The sequence below is a fragment of the Caballeronia sp. ATUFL_F2_KS9A genome (assembly GCF_023630765.1).
In the GTDB taxonomy this organism is placed as follows: Bacteria; Pseudomonadota; Gammaproteobacteria; order Burkholderiales; family Burkholderiaceae; genus Caballeronia; species Caballeronia zhejiangensis.
Map to the genome: position 1 here is coordinate 1 of NZ_JALQEK010000030.1, position 13704 is coordinate 13704.

General features: G+C 63.4%; 19 protein-coding genes. 8 read left to right on the forward strand and 11 right to left on the reverse strand.

The genetic code is table 11. The features are described from left to right. Nucleotides 1-11: 11 nt before the first annotated feature. Together NCS67_RS31905 and NCS67_RS18055 are read right to left on the reverse strand one after the other, a co-directional pair. Nucleotides 12-137 (reverse strand): hypothetical protein, encoded by a 126-nt coding sequence (locus tag NCS67_RS31905; protein WP_284504113.1) that lies wholly within the window; start codon nucleotides 135-137, stop codon nucleotides 12-14. Continuing rightward, nucleotides 134-424, reverse strand: a complete 291-nt coding sequence (locus NCS67_RS18055; RefSeq protein ID WP_008352995.1) for a hypothetical protein — start codon at nucleotides 422-424, stop codon at nucleotides 134-136. The genes NCS67_RS31905 and NCS67_RS18055 overlap by 4 nt, the downstream gene beginning before the upstream one ends. Nucleotides 425-705: 281 nt before the next feature. Between NCS67_RS18055 and NCS67_RS18060 the strand changes: the two genes are divergently transcribed. Further along, nucleotides 706-879, forward strand: a complete 174-nt coding sequence (locus tag NCS67_RS18060; protein WP_160172894.1) for a hypothetical protein — start codon at nucleotides 706-708, stop codon at nucleotides 877-879. Nucleotides 880-943: 64 nt separating this feature from the next. On the opposite strand, the gene NCS67_RS18065 is transcribed toward NCS67_RS18060, so the two are convergent. After that, the gene (locus tag NCS67_RS18065; RefSeq protein ID WP_250435990.1) at nucleotides 944-1318 is read right to left on the reverse strand and encodes a hypothetical protein; all 375 of its coding nucleotides are present in this window, start codon (nucleotides 1316-1318) and stop codon (nucleotides 944-946) included. Between the two features lie 255 nt (nucleotides 1319-1573). On the opposite strand from NCS67_RS18065, the gene NCS67_RS18070 reads away from it, so the two are divergent. Further along, a complete protein-coding gene (locus NCS67_RS18070; RefSeq protein WP_008352992.1) occupies nucleotides 1574-2008 on the forward strand; it encodes a hypothetical protein in 435 nt (144 codons plus the stop codon). A gap of 11 nt (nucleotides 2009-2019) precedes the next feature. Here the strand turns inward: NCS67_RS18070 and NCS67_RS18075 are convergent, their stop codons facing one another. Together NCS67_RS18075 and NCS67_RS18080 are read right to left on the reverse strand one after the other, a co-directional pair. Further along, the gene (locus NCS67_RS18075; RefSeq protein ID WP_250435991.1) at nucleotides 2020-2226 is read right to left on the reverse strand and encodes a hypothetical protein; all 207 of its coding nucleotides are present in this window, start codon (nucleotides 2224-2226) and stop codon (nucleotides 2020-2022) included. A 232-nt stretch (nucleotides 2227-2458) separates the two neighbouring features. Next, a complete protein-coding gene (locus NCS67_RS18080; protein ID WP_250435992.1) occupies nucleotides 2459-2605 on the reverse strand; it encodes a hypothetical protein in 147 nt (48 codons plus the stop codon). Nucleotides 2606-2901: 296 nt separating this feature from the next. On the opposite strand from NCS67_RS18080, the gene NCS67_RS18085 reads away from it, so the two are divergent. After that, the gene (locus NCS67_RS18085) at nucleotides 2902-3840 is read left to right on the forward strand and encodes a DMT family transporter (RefSeq protein WP_250435993.1); all 939 of its coding nucleotides are present in this window, start codon (nucleotides 2902-2904) and stop codon (nucleotides 3838-3840) included. 14 nt (nucleotides 3841-3854) lie between these two features. Here NCS67_RS18085 and NCS67_RS18090 read toward each other — a convergent pair whose 3' ends face one another. After that, the gene (locus NCS67_RS18090) at nucleotides 3855-4139 is read right to left on the reverse strand and encodes a helix-turn-helix domain-containing protein (protein ID WP_033537060.1); all 285 of its coding nucleotides are present in this window, start codon (nucleotides 4137-4139) and stop codon (nucleotides 3855-3857) included. A 519-nt stretch (nucleotides 4140-4658) separates the two neighbouring features. Here NCS67_RS18090 and phaP point away from each other — a divergent pair. Continuing rightward, nucleotides 4659-5225: a TIGR01841 family phasin gene (gene phaP / locus NCS67_RS18095; protein WP_250435994.1), complete on the forward strand. Its 567-nt coding sequence runs from the start codon at nucleotides 4659-4661 to the stop codon at nucleotides 5223-5225. Between the two features lie 49 nt (nucleotides 5226-5274). Here phaP and NCS67_RS18100 read toward each other — a convergent pair whose 3' ends face one another. The 4 genes from NCS67_RS18100 to NCS67_RS31910 are packed head-to-tail and all read right to left on the reverse strand — an operon-like array spanning nucleotide 5275 to nucleotide 7681. Next, nucleotides 5275-5643, reverse strand: a complete 369-nt coding sequence (locus NCS67_RS18100) for a DOPA 4,5-dioxygenase family protein (protein WP_250435995.1) — start codon at nucleotides 5641-5643, stop codon at nucleotides 5275-5277. A gap of 54 nt (nucleotides 5644-5697) precedes the next feature. Further along, nucleotides 5698-6045, reverse strand: a complete 348-nt coding sequence (locus tag NCS67_RS18105) for a hypothetical protein (RefSeq protein WP_250435996.1) — start codon at nucleotides 6043-6045, stop codon at nucleotides 5698-5700. Further along, nucleotides 6042-7553, reverse strand: a complete 1512-nt coding sequence (locus NCS67_RS18110; protein WP_250435997.1) for an FAD-binding oxidoreductase — start codon at nucleotides 7551-7553, stop codon at nucleotides 6042-6044. The genes NCS67_RS18105 and NCS67_RS18110 overlap by 4 nt, the downstream gene beginning before the upstream one ends. Further along, nucleotides 7553-7681: a hypothetical protein gene (locus tag NCS67_RS31910; RefSeq protein WP_268811676.1), complete on the reverse strand. Its 129-nt coding sequence runs from the start codon at nucleotides 7679-7681 to the stop codon at nucleotides 7553-7555. The genes NCS67_RS18110 and NCS67_RS31910 overlap by 1 nt, the downstream gene beginning before the upstream one ends. A gap of 130 nt (nucleotides 7682-7811) precedes the next feature. Here NCS67_RS31910 and NCS67_RS18115 point away from each other — a divergent pair, with 130 nt between their 5' ends. The 4 genes from NCS67_RS18115 (at nucleotide 7812) to NCS67_RS18130 (ending at nucleotide 13004) form a co-directional block, all read left to right on the forward strand. Next, nucleotides 7812-9215: an aminotransferase-like domain-containing protein gene (locus tag NCS67_RS18115; protein WP_175979486.1), complete on the forward strand. Its 1404-nt coding sequence runs from the start codon at nucleotides 7812-7814 to the stop codon at nucleotides 9213-9215. 24 nt (nucleotides 9216-9239) lie between these two features. Continuing rightward, a complete protein-coding gene (locus NCS67_RS18120; protein WP_250435999.1) occupies nucleotides 9240-11573 on the forward strand; it encodes an ATP-dependent DNA helicase in 2334 nt (777 codons plus the stop codon). A gap of 119 nt (nucleotides 11574-11692) precedes the next feature. Then, nucleotides 11693-12187: a hemerythrin domain-containing protein gene (locus tag NCS67_RS18125; protein ID WP_250436001.1), complete on the forward strand. Its 495-nt coding sequence runs from the start codon at nucleotides 11693-11695 to the stop codon at nucleotides 12185-12187. Nucleotides 12188-12269: 82 nt separating this feature from the next. Further along, on the forward strand, nucleotides 12270-13004 hold the full coding sequence (locus NCS67_RS18130; protein WP_033537062.1) for a 2OG-Fe(II) oxygenase: 735 nt from the start codon (nucleotides 12270-12272) through the stop codon (nucleotides 13002-13004). 18 nt (nucleotides 13005-13022) lie between these two features. Here the strand turns inward: NCS67_RS18130 and ribA are convergent, their stop codons facing one another. After that, the gene (gene ribA, locus NCS67_RS18135) at nucleotides 13023-13691 is read right to left on the reverse strand and encodes a GTP cyclohydrolase II (protein ID WP_008352974.1); all 669 of its coding nucleotides are present in this window, start codon (nucleotides 13689-13691) and stop codon (nucleotides 13023-13025) included. Nucleotides 13692-13704: the final 13 nt, after the last annotated feature.

Sequence of the window (13704 nt, forward strand, 5' to 3'; positions counted from 1 at the left end):
CGAGCGGCGTGTTATGCGGGGGGGGGGCCGGGCCAGAAATAGCGATTATATTGCGGGCCCGCCGGGGCACCCGGGGGGGGGGGGGGGGGGGGCCGGCCCCCCCCCCCCCCCCCCCGCCTCCCGACGCTTCGCTTCACTTCCTGCTGCCGGTCTCCCGCGCCGCTTGTCCGGCGTACCCCGTGTTTCGTGCGCGCGCATCGGCGAAAACATCGGCCAGACGCTCGCGCAGCGCGTCGGCGTCGCGGCGCAACGGCGCGTTCGCCGACGCATCGATCAACGCATCGATACGCCGTTGCCAGTACGCCTGCTGCATGACGGCATGCCGCATCGGCTCCCCGCGTGCTTTCGCCGCCACGCGCTCAAGCTCCGCGATCATCCGGCCGATGTGCGCGAGTTCCTCCTGCGCGAGCTGATCGACGCTCACAGGCTCCTCCTCGTTCCGCGTCTGTCATGGAGCGCGGTTCCATGAATGCTAAACGTCGCAACCGAAGGCTTTATTCCAGCGGCGCAAGGAAACGAAGCGATTCCGCACCCTGGCCCGCGCTTTGCGCTGTTTGCAATGTCTCGACGGCTATGTGCGCTAACGACCGGTCGCGCGTGCGCGGCTCCGGCCTAATGTGGAAGCAGCAGACAGTGTTCGCGCGCACGGGCCGCCCGTTCGAACGAGCCTGCCCTGTCGGGGAAGGTCCTAGAAAAAGGATTGCCATGACCACGCACAAGAAAAACCAGACGGCGATGCGCCGCGAAGCGTTCCGTTGCACTGGCGCACAACTCGACGCCATCCTGCGATTCGGCGAGGAACGCAAGCTGGAGAATCAGCCGTTGCATATCGTCGTCGCTGAATACTGGCGCTATCAGGCGCACGCGAAAGCCGCCTGATCGTTCGTACTTCTCGCCGGTTTCGAAGCATCGCCCGTGCGGGCCGCGCGGCGCTATGTACACGCTATTGTCCCGACAGCACCCGCTGCTTCAGCACCCAGATTGCCGTGGGCACTGCGTAGTAAGCGCTGACATTGCCCGTGACGAGCTTGCCCGTCAGTTGAATGCGTGTGTTCTCCGTGGGCGTCGCATCGATGATCTGCACCGCCGACACATTCGTCTGCTGGCGACCGCCTTGTCCTGTGCTCGCGCTCATCACGCACACCGGACGCGACAGCGATAGCACCCACGCGGGCTTGGGGGACGCATCGCCTTCGCGTGCGGCCTGGCGCGTCGCCGTGCCTTCGAGCGTGACGACATCGCCATCGTTATAGCAAGGCGCCGCCGCTGCGGAGCCTGCCATCAGCACGAGCACCCAAGCACAGGCTTTCGCAATCATTCGAACCTCGCGAAGAGCGCGTCGCGTGACGCGCGGATCCGGGAAAGAAGCTCAGTTACTTTAGGTGATCGGCGTTGGGGTCGCAACCTGCGGACGAATGGTCATCCTCGGCGCTCCTTTCAAAACCTTCATTCGGGAACGCGTGTTGCTGCACTTCATCTGACGAATCGAAAGAGCGCGGATCATGACTGCGAAAGGCCGCGCATGAAGACATTGCCGGTCCGCGACTCATTCGGACTGACAGAGGGGGCGACGATGAATCAGGTCATAGTTGGTGTGTTCGGATCCTATCGGGACGGACACGACGCGCTTCGCGCATTGCAGCTCGCGGGTTTGCGACGCGACGACGCGCATCTTTATCGGGCAGGACGTGGCGAGAGCGATATCGATGCTCTGCTGCCGCCCGCGCACGACGAGGACGATGCGGAGTACGTCGCTCATGGCGAGCATCAAGGCGTGATCTGCGCGCGCAATCGGTTCGTGCCGCACGAGCCGGTCTCGCCGCGCCCGCCCGCGTCTCATGCCGCCGACGACGCCACGCCACAGCGCACGCTGCTCGTCATCCGCATCAACGATGACATCAAGCCGGGCGCGATCGGCGAAATGCTGCACGAGCACGGCGCGATCGCGGTCAAGGACGCGAGCGGCCACTGGCGCTTCTCGCCGTTCAGGAATCCGGCGGGCGTCTGAGCGCAGCGTTTTCAGTGCATGCCCGGATGAGGCTTGCGAACGACGGACGGCGCTTCGGACTCGGCGCGCTCATCGTCTTCCGATGGGTCGTCGGACGAAGGCTCGTTGGCGAGATCGCGCGCTTCCTGCGCCGCCGCCGCCGCACGCAACGTCCGACAGCGCGCCGAGTGGCGGAACGTCGCGAGCATGCGAACGACTTCGCGTGTTCTCGTTCTCATTGTTGCCTCCTTCGAAGCAGTTGAGAAACTACTTTAAGTGTAGGCGGCAAATGCTCAGGCGCAAGGCGTTCCATCGAAATAATGTGCGCCGGCGCATGCGCGTTGCATGCGTTTCGGACGCGCATGAAAAAGCCGGACGGATGCTTGGGCACACGTCCGGCTCTTTTCTCACTTTCACGTCACGTTTTACTGCTGCTGCGGATACTGCCTTGCTTCTACTGCTTCTACTGCTTCACTGCTGAAACACCCGTACCTGCTCCGGGGCCGCACGAGCGATCGGGAACGTATCGGCGGCGCTGTAACTGTTACTCATCGACATGAATGCGATAAGGCTCATCGACATCATGGCGGCCGCAAGGATGATGCGCTTCTTTTGCATGGCTGCTATTCGTTCTCTCGTTTGGCGTGCAACGAATAGTAGAGCGTCGAAGATAGGAAAGCGCTAATCCGCGTCTTAATTCAAGGCACAAAAAACTAGGAGCGAAAAGCACGACCGCCAGCAATCGGCATGAGCGCAGCATGCGATTGTTCGAACCGTCTAGTACATATGCCGCATCGTGCCCTGTGCGCAACACGGCGGAAAAGAACTTTACTGTTGCCTTGCCAGCGTCCTGCGATGCCGGGAGAATTGAAGCAACGGCCTAAAAACCGTTCCTTCACTACCACGAGAGTTCGATGGCAACCTTAGAGGGCAAGGCGCAATACCGCATTGATACCGATAACACGGCAGCCGGTATCGCCATCATGATCCTGACGACCGCGACCTTCGCGGCAAGCGATTCCACCGTCAAGCTGATCGGCACCGCCGTCCCTCTGCTGGCTTTGCTCTGGGTTCGCTATCTTTTCCAGATGATCGTCATGGGCGCGTGGCAGATACGCCGCCGCGCGTTCGGCCTCTTTCGCACGGGCAGCGTCAAGTTGCAGATCGTGCGCGCGGTGCTGCTGCTGACCAATTCCGCGTGCACGTTCGCAGGGCTGCGGCATCTTCCTTTGCCCGTTAGCACGTCCCTCGCGATGCTCGCGCCACTCATCTCCACACTGCTCGCCGCGCTCGTGCTGAAAGACGACGTGCCGCGCAGCAAGTGGACGCTGGTCGCGATCGGTTTCGTCGGCATGCTCCTAGTCGTGCGGCCGGGCGGCAGCTCGTTTAGCTGGACGGTGATCTATCCGATAGGCGCGGCGACGACGTTCGCGTGTTTCCAGGTGGTGTCGAGCCATCTTTCGCGCGTCGACGACGCGATCACGACCAACTTCCTCACGGCGCTCGTCGCGACGCTCATGCTGTGCGTGCTCGTGTGGATGGATCAAGCCGAAATGCTGCCCGCGCTCGCGCAGGTACGATTCGAAAGCTGGCTGCTCGTCGTCTTCATGGCGACGATGGCGACGACCGGCCACGGACTCATGCTTCAGGCGCTAAAGCGCGCGCCGCTCTCCGTGCTGACGCCGCTCGGCTACGGTCAGCTCGCGTTCGCCGCCCTTTTCAGCTGGTTGCTGTTCGGACAAGTGCCCGACTTCTGGATGGCGATCGGCATGTGCGTGATCGCGGCGAGCGGCATCGGCACCGTGCTCCTGCATGGACGCAAGGCGGCGCCGGCCGTATCGGCGGATGTCTGACGATAACGAAACGCTCAGTTGGCGGCGTGCGCGCGCTCGGCCTGGCCCGTGCAGAGCCAATGCGGATCGATGTCCAGCGCCTTCGCGATGCGATTGAATGCCGCGAACGGCGGAACCGTGATGCCGCGGCGCCAGAATTGCACGTCGTGCTCGCTCACGTCGAGCCAGCCAGCGGCTTTTGCGGAACTGATGTTTGCCTTCTGCAAGGCCCGGTCGAGTCGTGCGGCCATGGCGCGCCGCAAGGCGTTGTCTTCGTGACTGCGTTCAAGGTGGCCAAGGGTTTGGGAATGTCGCCCCATTTTCTTCAAGTCTCTCGATTTATATCTTTATGCCGTTCAGCGCCGGCTCATTAGCGCGAGGTGAATCCTACTGATTCACGATGACGCGGCAGTGACAGAAATACCGGAAATCGTCCGTCCTACCGAAAGCCCGTCGCGCATGTTGCAGTGCGAGATTCTTCCAATTAACGCATCAATGCGTCAAGTGGGGAAACAACGCATTCGGGAACTTTTGTCTTAGGGGTTTACGACAGGCCGCGCCTGGACGCCTGCAGCAAGCGTTTAATGAACGCACGTTCGCAGGCCGACTGGTCGGGATTATTTCTTTTCTACCTGCATTCGTGTGATGTGTGATGAGTCCTTAATCGCTCCGCTTATTTACTTTGCGCTCACTGTTATTTTTGAATAAACGGCTGAGTGGTTTAAAGTCAAGCCGGGAAAACGTAATTGACACACCACACGCTTGCCTTAAAATAAGTCGTTCGCTGCATTGCACAAATACATCGGCAATCAATTGGCAATTTCCATATGGAGTCGAGCATGAGCAGTCTTGCGCCCGAAAATGTAATCGCGTCACAAAAGGCGGGGGTCGACACCACGTTCGGTGTCGCCGCACAAGCCGTCGAAGGCTTCGAAAAGCTGATCGATCTGAACGTGCGTACGGTCAGGACGGCGCTCGACGAGCATCAGGCGCTCATCGCCAGAACGCTCTCCGTGCGCGATCCGCAGGCGTTCTTCGCGCTTCAGAACCAGCACCTGCAAGACAGCGCCCAGCGCGTTCAGGCCTATTGGCTCGGCGTCTATGAGATCGCGTCGGGCGTGCGCGGCGGCTATCTGGAAGCCGCGCAGGACCAGATCGCGAAGTCTCAGCGCAATGTGCAGGCGTTCGTCGAGAGTCTCGCGAGTAATGCGCCGGTCGGCAGCGAAGCCGTCGTGACGGCGTGGCGCACGGCGATCGATGCCGCGACGGAATCGGCGAATTCCGCTTACGAAGCGGCGAAGAAGGCCGCGCAGCAAGTGGTGGAGGCCGCGCAAAACGACGCCTCGGTGGCTGGCCAGACGGCCGTGCGCGTGGTGTCGTCGAAGACGGCAAGCGCGAAGAAGTAACTCGCCGGCGATCCAGCAAAAGGCGGACGCGGTCCGCCTTTTTTACGTCTCAACCGCCCAGACTCTTCAGCGGGAGTTCGTGCGACCGGCCGATCCACACCGCCGAGTCGCGATGATCGACGAGCGCGTCGCCCGTATTCGGATGCATGAAGACATCGAGCGCGCCGTGATTCAGCGTGAGCCACGCGAGCATCGGCGCGAGCAGCGCATCGCCGAATCCCAACTGGAACGACCACATCGGATGCGGCCCGACCGGGCGCTCGTGAAAGCGGCCCAGACGCAGCGCGCCATCCTGCAATTCGGTCGCAAACCGCTGCTCGATCACGAGCCGAAGCTGCCACGCGGCGTCGCGGCTCGCGGCATCGAAATAGACATGCGCGTGCCAGTCGGCGATCGTGCGTGTGTCCGTGGCGTTCATCGTTTCGTCCGTGCGCGGCAATATTGAGATGCGTGTCATTTTAGCGAACCGCGTTCAGCAACGTTCGAGCGTCCAGAGCACGGCGCCGTCACCGAACGTTCGATGATGCGTCGCGCGCATGCCGACGCCTGCGCCGAGTTGAGACAACACGAACGCATCGGCGTAGCGCGTGATGCCACCGATCGCATGCGACGACGACAGGCGTTCGAACCACAGCCAGCCCGCATCGCCCGACAGAGATGCGATCTGCGCGCCCGTCAGACGCGCGCGCCGCACGATGATGCCGCCTTGCGGCAAGTCCCCGTCGACGACCCACGTGCGCGCCGATGGCCGCGTCGCGCCGCCGAACGGCATCCACGGCACGACGCCCATCGCGATAAGAAACGCGCGCCGTGTCGTCATCGCCAGATGCCCTGCTTGCCGGGCGACAGAATCCCGTTCGGATCGAGCGACGCCTTGATCGTCTTCGAAAGCCGCATCAGCGCGTGATCGTTGAAATCGTATTGCGCGGCGGCGAGGTCCATGTACGACAGATGCGTGCGATATTGCCCGTAGCCCGCCGCGCCCGCATCGCGGATCAGCGTTTCGACGAGCGCGCCGGCATCGCGCGATTGTTTCGGATCGTCGCGATCGAAAATCGCCGCGAAGATGTGATGCATCGCGCGCTCGCCGGCCGTGAATCCGCCGTAATAATCGAAGCCGAATTGCGCGGCGCGCTCGCGCACCATGCGGACCTGCTTCACGGCATCGCGTCCGACGGGCGGACAGATCGGCGAGAAATCGATGTGCGCGCCCGAGCCGCCGCGCCAGTTGAGCAGATTGAACGCTTCCAGTCCCGGAATGCCGACTTGCGCGCGATCGCCGCCGCCTTCCGGCTCGACCGATGCATCGCGATACGGCATCTCGAAGAGCGTCGCGCCCGCGATCGGCCTGTAGCGCGCATGCACGATATCGCGCCGCGCCTCGACGAGCGCTCTCGGCCCATACAGGCAGAAGCGCAGGTTCCAGCGCCCGATGCCGATCTTGCGCGCCATGGCGTCGATGGCGTCGTCGGGCATCGCGCCGTCGCCGTCGAACCATTGCTTGCGCGTCGACACGCCTGCCGCCCAGCGCACCGCGCTTTCGATGACCGCATTGCTCTGGATGGTGCCGTCCATCTTCAGCGGGCGCAGCGTATCGACGACGCGTTCGAGATCGTCCTCGCGCGCGAATGCGTAGCGGCAGATCATGTAGCCCTCGGGCGCGGGCATGAGCCAGACGCCGAGCTTCGTGACAACGCCGAAGTTCGATTGCATGAACATGCCGTCGTACGATGGCCCGAAGCCGCTCTTGAATACCTGCCAGTCGCGGCTCGACGACATCGCGCCCATGCCGGTGCGTACGACATCGCCGTTCGCGAGCACGACTTCCATGCCGCACTGATTCGCCGCATGGTCGCCGTATGGCGTCGTGCCGTAACCGTGTTCGAGCGTGTTGCCGATCACGCTGCCCCATCCGGCCGCGGGCGGATCGAGCCAGAAGCGCCGCGGCGTGCCGAGCGCGCGATACAGGTCGTAATACGTCACGCCCGGTTCGACGAGCGCATAACCCAGCGTTTCATCGATCTCGACGATGCGATTCATCCGCCGCAAGTCGAGCACGACGCAACCAGGCATACGCGGCGCGGCGCCGCCGTAAGCGAAGTTGCGCCCCGTCGATACGGTCCAGAGCAGCACGCGATATCGATTCGCGACCGCCAATGCCGCACGCACGCCTTCGACGTCCTTCGGCAACACGACAGCAGATGGCGCGTGTGCGGATGCATCGCCGGGCGCGAACGGATCGAGATACGAAGCGATATCGTCCGCGAGCACCGCATCGTTGCCGAGCGCCGACTTGAACGCCGCGAGCGCCGCGGGCAAATACGGCATCAATATCCGCCGCTGCTGCCGCTGTTCGATGTCGTGCCCGACGCGCCCGAGCTGCCATCGGTCTGACATCCTGCGAGCAGGCCGGCGAGCAGCGCGAGCATGACTGTTGCGATTCTGGCGAGCTTCATGGAACCACCTCCGAAAGATTGAAAAGCGGGCACGGCGATTAAGCCGCTTATTCATTAAACGCGCGGCGGGGCGTCGATATTCCGTCGATAAAGCGTGAGACAATTTCGCGCCCTTTCACCGATACCCGCGATGAAGCGCTACCAAGCCCTTGCCGACACGATGGCCGCCGAGATACGCGCGGGCCGCCTGCCTGTCGGTGCACGGCTGCCTTCGGTGCGGCATTTGACGACGCAATACGGCGTCGGCCAGTCGACGGTCTTTCGCGCGTACTACCTGCTCGAAGAATGGGGCTTGATTCGCGCGCGCGAACGTTCCGGCTATTACGTCGCGCCGGGCGCCGCACTCGCGCCGAAAGAGAGCGCGACGCTGAAAGAACCCGCGCCCATCGACGTAAGCAGCCTCGTGTTCTCCGTGCTCGACGCCGTGAAGCGCCCGGACGTCGTGCCGCTCGGCTCCGCGTTTCCATCGCCGGCGCTCTTTCCGTTGCAGCGTCTTGCGAAGTCGCTCGCGCACGCGGCGCGGATGCTCGATCCGTGGAGCACCGTCGTCGACATGCCGCCGGGCAACGAGGCGTTGCGCGGACAGATCGCGCTGCGTTATATCGGCATGGGAATCGCGCAGCCGATGGACGAACTCATCGTCACGAACGGCGCGATGGAAGCGCTCACGCTTTGCCTCATGGCCGTCACGCAGCCGGGCGATGTCGTCGCGATCGAATCGCCGTGCTTCTATGCCGCGTTGCAGGCTATCGAGCATCTCGGCTTGCGCGCGGTGGAGATTCCGGTCGATCCGCAAGACGGTCTCGATCTCGACGTGCTCGCCGAAGCGCTCGACAAGCATCCGGTGCGCGCGTGCTGGTTCATGACGAACTTTCAGAATCCGACCGGCGCGACGCTTTCCGTCGAGAAAAAGCGCGCGCTCGTCGCATTGCTCGCGAAGCACGAGGTCCCGCTGATCGAAGACGATGTCTACGGCGAACTGCATTTCGCGCAGGATCGTCCGCCGCCCGCGAAAGCTTTCGATACGAACGGGCTCGTGATGCATTGCGCATCGCTGTCGAAGACGCTTGCGCCGGGGTATCGGCTCGGCTGGGTCGCGGCGGGCCGTTTCGCCGATGCGATCCGGCGTCTCAAGCTGATGACGAGCATTTCCACCAGCGTCCCGATTCAGGCGGGCATCGCCGATTATTTGCAGCACGGCGGCTTCGACAAGCATTTACGCAAGCTGCGCGGCGCGCTTCTCGCGCAACGCGATGCGATGGAGCACGCCATCGCGCGCTGGCTGCCGTCCGACGTCGCATATCGGCGGCCGGACGGCGGCTATTTCCTGTGGCTGCAACTGGCCGATCACGTCGACGCGATGCAGTTGCATCGGCGGGGACTCGAACACGGCATCAACGTGACGCCGGGGCCGATCTTCTCCGCGCGTCACGATTTCGGGAATCATGTGCGCGTCAATTTCGGTCATCCATGGTCGCCGCAAATCGACAACGCGATGAAAACGCTCGGAGAACTGCTGCGCGCGGCTTCGTGAAAGGCGCGTGCTAGACTCCTGTACATGCATACAGTATCCGAGCCCGCCTACACCGTCGCCGTGCGCGCGCTGTGCGAGTTCACGGCGAAACAGGGCGATCTCGATCTACGCTTTACGCCGACGCCGAGCGCGCAGGAAGGCGTCGCCGGCCATGTCACGGTGACGAACCGTCGGCCGGACGGATATCAAAAGGAAATTTCGCTTTCGGAAACCTACGGCCCGCTACTCGTGCGCGGCCGCGCCGATGGCTACGATCCCGCGCTCAACCGGCTCGAGGAAATCAAGACGCATCGCGGCAAGCTCGAATCGATGCCGGAGAATCATCGGCATCTGCATTGGGCGCAGGCGCGCGTCTACGGACATCTGATGTGCCGAAAGCTCGGGCTGGAAGCCATCGACATCGCGCTCGTTTATTTCGATATCGTCGATGAAACCGAAAGCGTGCTCGTCGAGACGCAAACGGCCGCAGCGCTCGCCGTGCATTTCGAGGCGCAGTGCGAACGCTTCATCGCGTGGGCGCGGCAGGAACTGGCGCACGGGGCGGCACGCGACGAAGCGCTGAAGACGCTCGCGTTCCCTCACGCCGATTTCCGCCCCGGCCAGCGCGCGCTCGCGGAAGCGGTGTATCGCTCGGCGGTGTCGAAGCGCTGTCTCGCCGCGCAAGCGCCGACGGGCATCGGCAAAACGGTCGGCACGCTCTTTCCGCTCCTGAAGGCGTGGCCCGGCCAGGAGCTCGACAAGATCTACTTTCTCACCGCGAAAAGCGCGGGACGGCAACTCGCGCTCGACGCGCTCACGACGCTCGCCGCGAAGCCGTTGCGCGTCGTCGAACTCGTCGCGCGTGACAAGGCTTGCGAATATCCCGATCGCGCGTGTCACGGCGAATCGTGTCCGCTCGCGCGCGGCTTCTACGATCGCCTCGCCGATGCGCGCGCCGCCGCGCTCCAATGCACGCAGCTCGATCGGGCGTCGGTCGCCGAGGTCGCGCGCCGGCATGACATCTGTCCGTACTATCTGAGCCAGGAATTGTCGCGCTGGAGCGATGTGATCGTCGGCGATTACAACTACTACTTCGACACGAGCGCGATGCTCTTCGCGCTCGCGGAGGCGAATCGCTGGCGCGTGGCGGTGCTCGTCGACGAAGCGCACAACCTCGTCGAACGCGCGCGCGGCATGTATTCCGCGAGACTCGATCAGTCCGCCTTCAACGCGATGCGCCGCGGCGCGCCGGGCGTGCTCAGGAAGGCGCTCGGGCGCGTCGCGCGAAGCTGGAGCGAGACGGCGAGCGAGCAGCACGCGTCGGGCATCGAGTACGCGGCGCATACGGAGCTGCCCGCGCGCTTTTTGACCGCGCTCGGGCAAGCCGTTTCGCTGATGACAGAAACGCTCGGCGAACAGCCCGACGCCTTCACGCCCGACACGCTGCGCTTCTATTTCGATGCCGTGCATTTCACGCGCATCGCGGAGCGTTTCGGGTCGCATTCGATCTTCGACATCACGCTTTCCGGCGCGAACGCAAACGCGAGCGCAAACGCGAAGAAGCGCAATGCCACGCTCTGCCTGCGCAACGTGATTCCCGCGCCGCATCTCGCGCCGCGATTGGCGCGCGCGCACAGCGTCGCGCTCTTTTCGGCGACGCTCACGCCCGCGCACTTTTACGCCGATACGCTCGGCTTGCCGGCATCGAGCGTGCGGATCGACGTCGAATCGCCCTTCTCCGCCGATCAGCTCGACGTGCGCGCGATCGCCGATCTTTCGACGCGCTATCGGGATCGCGAGCGCTCGGTGGATCGCATCGCCGATCTCATCGCCGCGCAATACTTCCGCGCCGAGGGCAACTATCTGAGCTTCTTCAGCAGCTTCGACTATCTGACGCAAGTGGCGGCGGCGCTGGCGGCGCGTCATCCGTCGATTCCCTGCTGGCAGCAGTCCCGCGCGATGAGCGAGGCGGCGCAACGCGAGTTTCTCGCGCGCTTCGTCGCCGATGGACGCGGTATCGGATTCGCGGTGCTGGGCGGCGCGTTCGGCGAGGCGATCGATCTGCCGGGCACGCGTCTCATCGGTGCGTTCGTCGCGACGCTCGGGCTGCCGCAACTCAATCCCGTCAATCAGCAAATGAAAGCGCGCATGCACGAGGCGTTCGGCGAGGGCTATGCGTACACGTATCTTTTTCCCGGCTTGCAGAAAGTGGTGCAGGCGGCGGGACGCGTGATTCGCGGACCGCTCGATCGCGGCGTGCTTTATCTGATCGACGACCGCTTCGCGCGCGCCGAAGTGCGGCGGCTGCTGCCCGCGTGGTGGCAGGTGAAAGTGCTGCGCCAACGCGACTTGAGCGAATCGAGAAATACCACTATCTAGACGCGCGCACCGCCGCCGTTAACTGATCCATAGCGGGCATTCGTCTTGCTTTTTTACGGCACCTTGGGGACACGCAGATGTCGCTACCGGGCCGACAGAGCCCACTATTGGAGAACCCCATGTCCACCGCTCAAACCCCGCGACCCATCGATGCGCTCGACATGCTCGAAGCCGATCACCGCGCCATCGAACAATTGTTCGATGCCTTCGAACGCGCGGACCACGACGATTTCGAGCGCAAGAACTCGCTCGTGCAGCGCGCGTGCGAACTGTTGACGATCCATACGATCGTCGAGGAAGAATTGTTGTATCCGGGCGCGCAGAACGCGCTCGAAGCGGACCGGCGCATCGACGTGGACGAAGCCTACGTCGAGCATTTTCTGGTGAAGACGCTGATCGAACGATTCGCGAACCTGCGCGCCGGCGAAGACGGTTTCGACGCGACGTTCAAGGTGCTGAAGGAAAACGCGGTGCATCACATCGAGGAAGAGGAAACCGTACTCTTCCCGGCCGTGCGCAAGACGCAGATGGATCTCGTCGCGATCGGCGCGAAGATGGCCGCGCGCAAGGCCGCGCTGCACGAACGCATCGCGGAGACTGCGGCCGCGCATTGAATTGCACAGCAAGAGCCGGAGTGCGTGCGTCGCGTCGCGGGCGCACACTTCATTCGAATCCACGCACATCCGGAGGAACGACATGAAGGTGCTCGAACGCGCGACGGCAGACGATATCGGCGATCGCATCGACGCGCTCGACTGGGCCGATCTCGAAGCGCAACTCGATAGCTTCGGCTGCGCGACGGCGTCGGCGCTTTTTTCGCGCGACGAATGCGAGGCGCTCGCGGCGCTTTACGATCGCGACGGCATTTTTCGCAGCCGCGTCGTGATGGAGCGCCACGGCTTCGGGCGCGGCGAATACAAATACTTCGCGTATCCGTTGCCGGGCGCGCTCGAACGCGTGCGGCGCGCGGTGTATCCGCATCTCGCGCCGGTCGCGAATCGCTGGAACGAGGTGATGGGCATCGAGACGCGCTATCCGCGCGAGCATGCGGCGTTCATCGAGCGCTGTCATCGCGCGGGGCAGACACGGCCGACGCCGCTCTTGCTACGTTACGTGCCCGGCGATTTCAACTGTCTGCATCAGGATCTCTACGGCGAGCACGTCTTTCCGATTCAGATGGCGATCCTGCTTTCCGCGCCCGGCCACGATTTCACCGGCGGCGAATTCGTGATGACGGAGCAGCGTCCGCGCATGCAGTCGCGTGCGGAAGTCGTACCGCTTTTGCAAGGCGATGCGGTGTTCTTCGCGGTGCATCATCGGCCGGTGCAGGGCACGCGCGGGCCGTATCGGGTGAACATGAAGCACGGCGTGAGCCGCCTGCGCTCGGGACGCAGGCATATGCTCGGGGTAATTTTTCACGACGCGCAGTGAGCGCGCGCACTGTCGGGCTTACTCGTTCTCGTCGAAGTAATGCCCGAAGCGCGCCTGCTTCGTCTTGATATAGCGCTCGTTTTCCTCGCGCATCGGGATGGCGAGCGCGACGCGTTCGCATACGGGAATATCGTGCCTGAGCAGCGTGTCGAACTTCGACGGATTGTTGCTCATCAATCGCACCGACTTCACGTTCATGGAACGCAGGATCGCGGCGGCGGAATCGTATTCTCGGGCGTCGTCGGGCAGGCCGAGATGCAGGTTCGCATCGACGGTATCGAGCCCCTGTTCCTGCAGCGCGTATGCACGGATCTTGTTCGCGAGGCCGATGCCGCGCCCTTCATGGCCGCGCAGATACAGCAGAATCCCGCGAGCCTCCGCGGCGATATAGCGCAATGCCAGATCGAGCTGCTCGCCGCAGTCACAGCGGTACGAGCCGAAGACATCGCCGGTCACGCATTCGGAGTGCAGGCGCGTCAGCACGGGTTCGCCGCTGCTCACGTCGCCCATCACGAACGCGATGTGCTCCACATCCGTGTGCTTCACGCGATAGACGTACGAAGCGAAAGTGCCGTAGCGGGTCGGAATGGTGGCGGTCGCCACGAGTTCGACGTCCGCGCACTCGTCGCACTCGCCGAAGCGGTGTTGCGGGTTCTGCACGTCCTGCGTAGGAGAAGCGGTTTTCATAGTCAATCTGCGA

What these genes read in the sequence shown, in the direction of transcription:
- NCS67_RS18060 (WP_160172894.1), top strand. Translation starts at nt 706, where the DNA reads ATGACCACGCACAAGAAAAACCAGACGGCGATGCGCCGCGAAGCGTTC.
- NCS67_RS18065 (WP_250435990.1), bottom strand. Translation starts at nt 1,318, where the DNA reads ATGATTGCGAAAGCCTGTGCTTGGGTGCTCGTGCTGATGGCAGGCTCC.
- NCS67_RS18070 (WP_008352992.1), top strand. Translation starts at nt 1,574, where the DNA reads ATGAATCAGGTCATAGTTGGTGTGTTCGGATCCTATCGGGACGGACAC.
- NCS67_RS18075 (WP_250435991.1), bottom strand. Translation starts at nt 2,226, where the DNA reads ATGAGAACGAGAACACGCGAAGTCGTTCGCATGCTCGCGACGTTCCGC.
- NCS67_RS18080 (WP_250435992.1), bottom strand. Translation starts at nt 2,605, where the DNA reads ATGCAAAAGAAGCGCATCATCCTTGCGGCCGCCATGATGTCGATGAGC.
- NCS67_RS18085 (WP_250435993.1), top strand. Translation starts at nt 2,902, where the DNA reads ATGGCAACCTTAGAGGGCAAGGCGCAATACCGCATTGATACCGATAAC.
- NCS67_RS18090 (WP_033537060.1), bottom strand. Translation starts at nt 4,139, where the DNA reads ATGGGGCGACATTCCCAAACCCTTGGCCACCTTGAACGCAGTCACGAA.
- phaP (WP_250435994.1), top strand. Translation starts at nt 4,659, where the DNA reads ATGAGCAGTCTTGCGCCCGAAAATGTAATCGCGTCACAAAAGGCGGGG.
- NCS67_RS18100 (WP_250435995.1), bottom strand. Translation starts at nt 5,643, where the DNA reads ATGAACGCCACGGACACACGCACGATCGCCGACTGGCACGCGCATGTC.
- NCS67_RS18105 (WP_250435996.1), bottom strand. Translation starts at nt 6,045, where the DNA reads ATGACGACACGGCGCGCGTTTCTTATCGCGATGGGCGTCGTGCCGTGG.
- NCS67_RS18110 (WP_250435997.1), bottom strand. Translation starts at nt 7,553, where the DNA reads ATGCCGTATTTGCCCGCGGCGCTCGCGGCGTTCAAGTCGGCGCTCGGC.
- NCS67_RS31910 (WP_268811676.1), bottom strand. Translation starts at nt 7,681, where the DNA reads ATGAAGCTCGCCAGAATCGCAACAGTCATGCTCGCGCTGCTCGCCGGC.
- NCS67_RS18115 (WP_175979486.1), top strand. Translation starts at nt 7,812, where the DNA reads ATGAAGCGCTACCAAGCCCTTGCCGACACGATGGCCGCCGAGATACGC.
- NCS67_RS18120 (WP_250435999.1), top strand. Translation starts at nt 9,240, where the DNA reads ATGCATACAGTATCCGAGCCCGCCTACACCGTCGCCGTGCGCGCGCTG.
- NCS67_RS18125 (WP_250436001.1), top strand. Translation starts at nt 11,693, where the DNA reads ATGTCCACCGCTCAAACCCCGCGACCCATCGATGCGCTCGACATGCTC.
- NCS67_RS18130 (WP_033537062.1), top strand. Translation starts at nt 12,270, where the DNA reads ATGAAGGTGCTCGAACGCGCGACGGCAGACGATATCGGCGATCGCATC.
- ribA (WP_008352974.1), bottom strand. Translation starts at nt 13,691, where the DNA reads ATGAAAACCGCTTCTCCTACGCAGGACGTGCAGAACCCGCAACACCGC.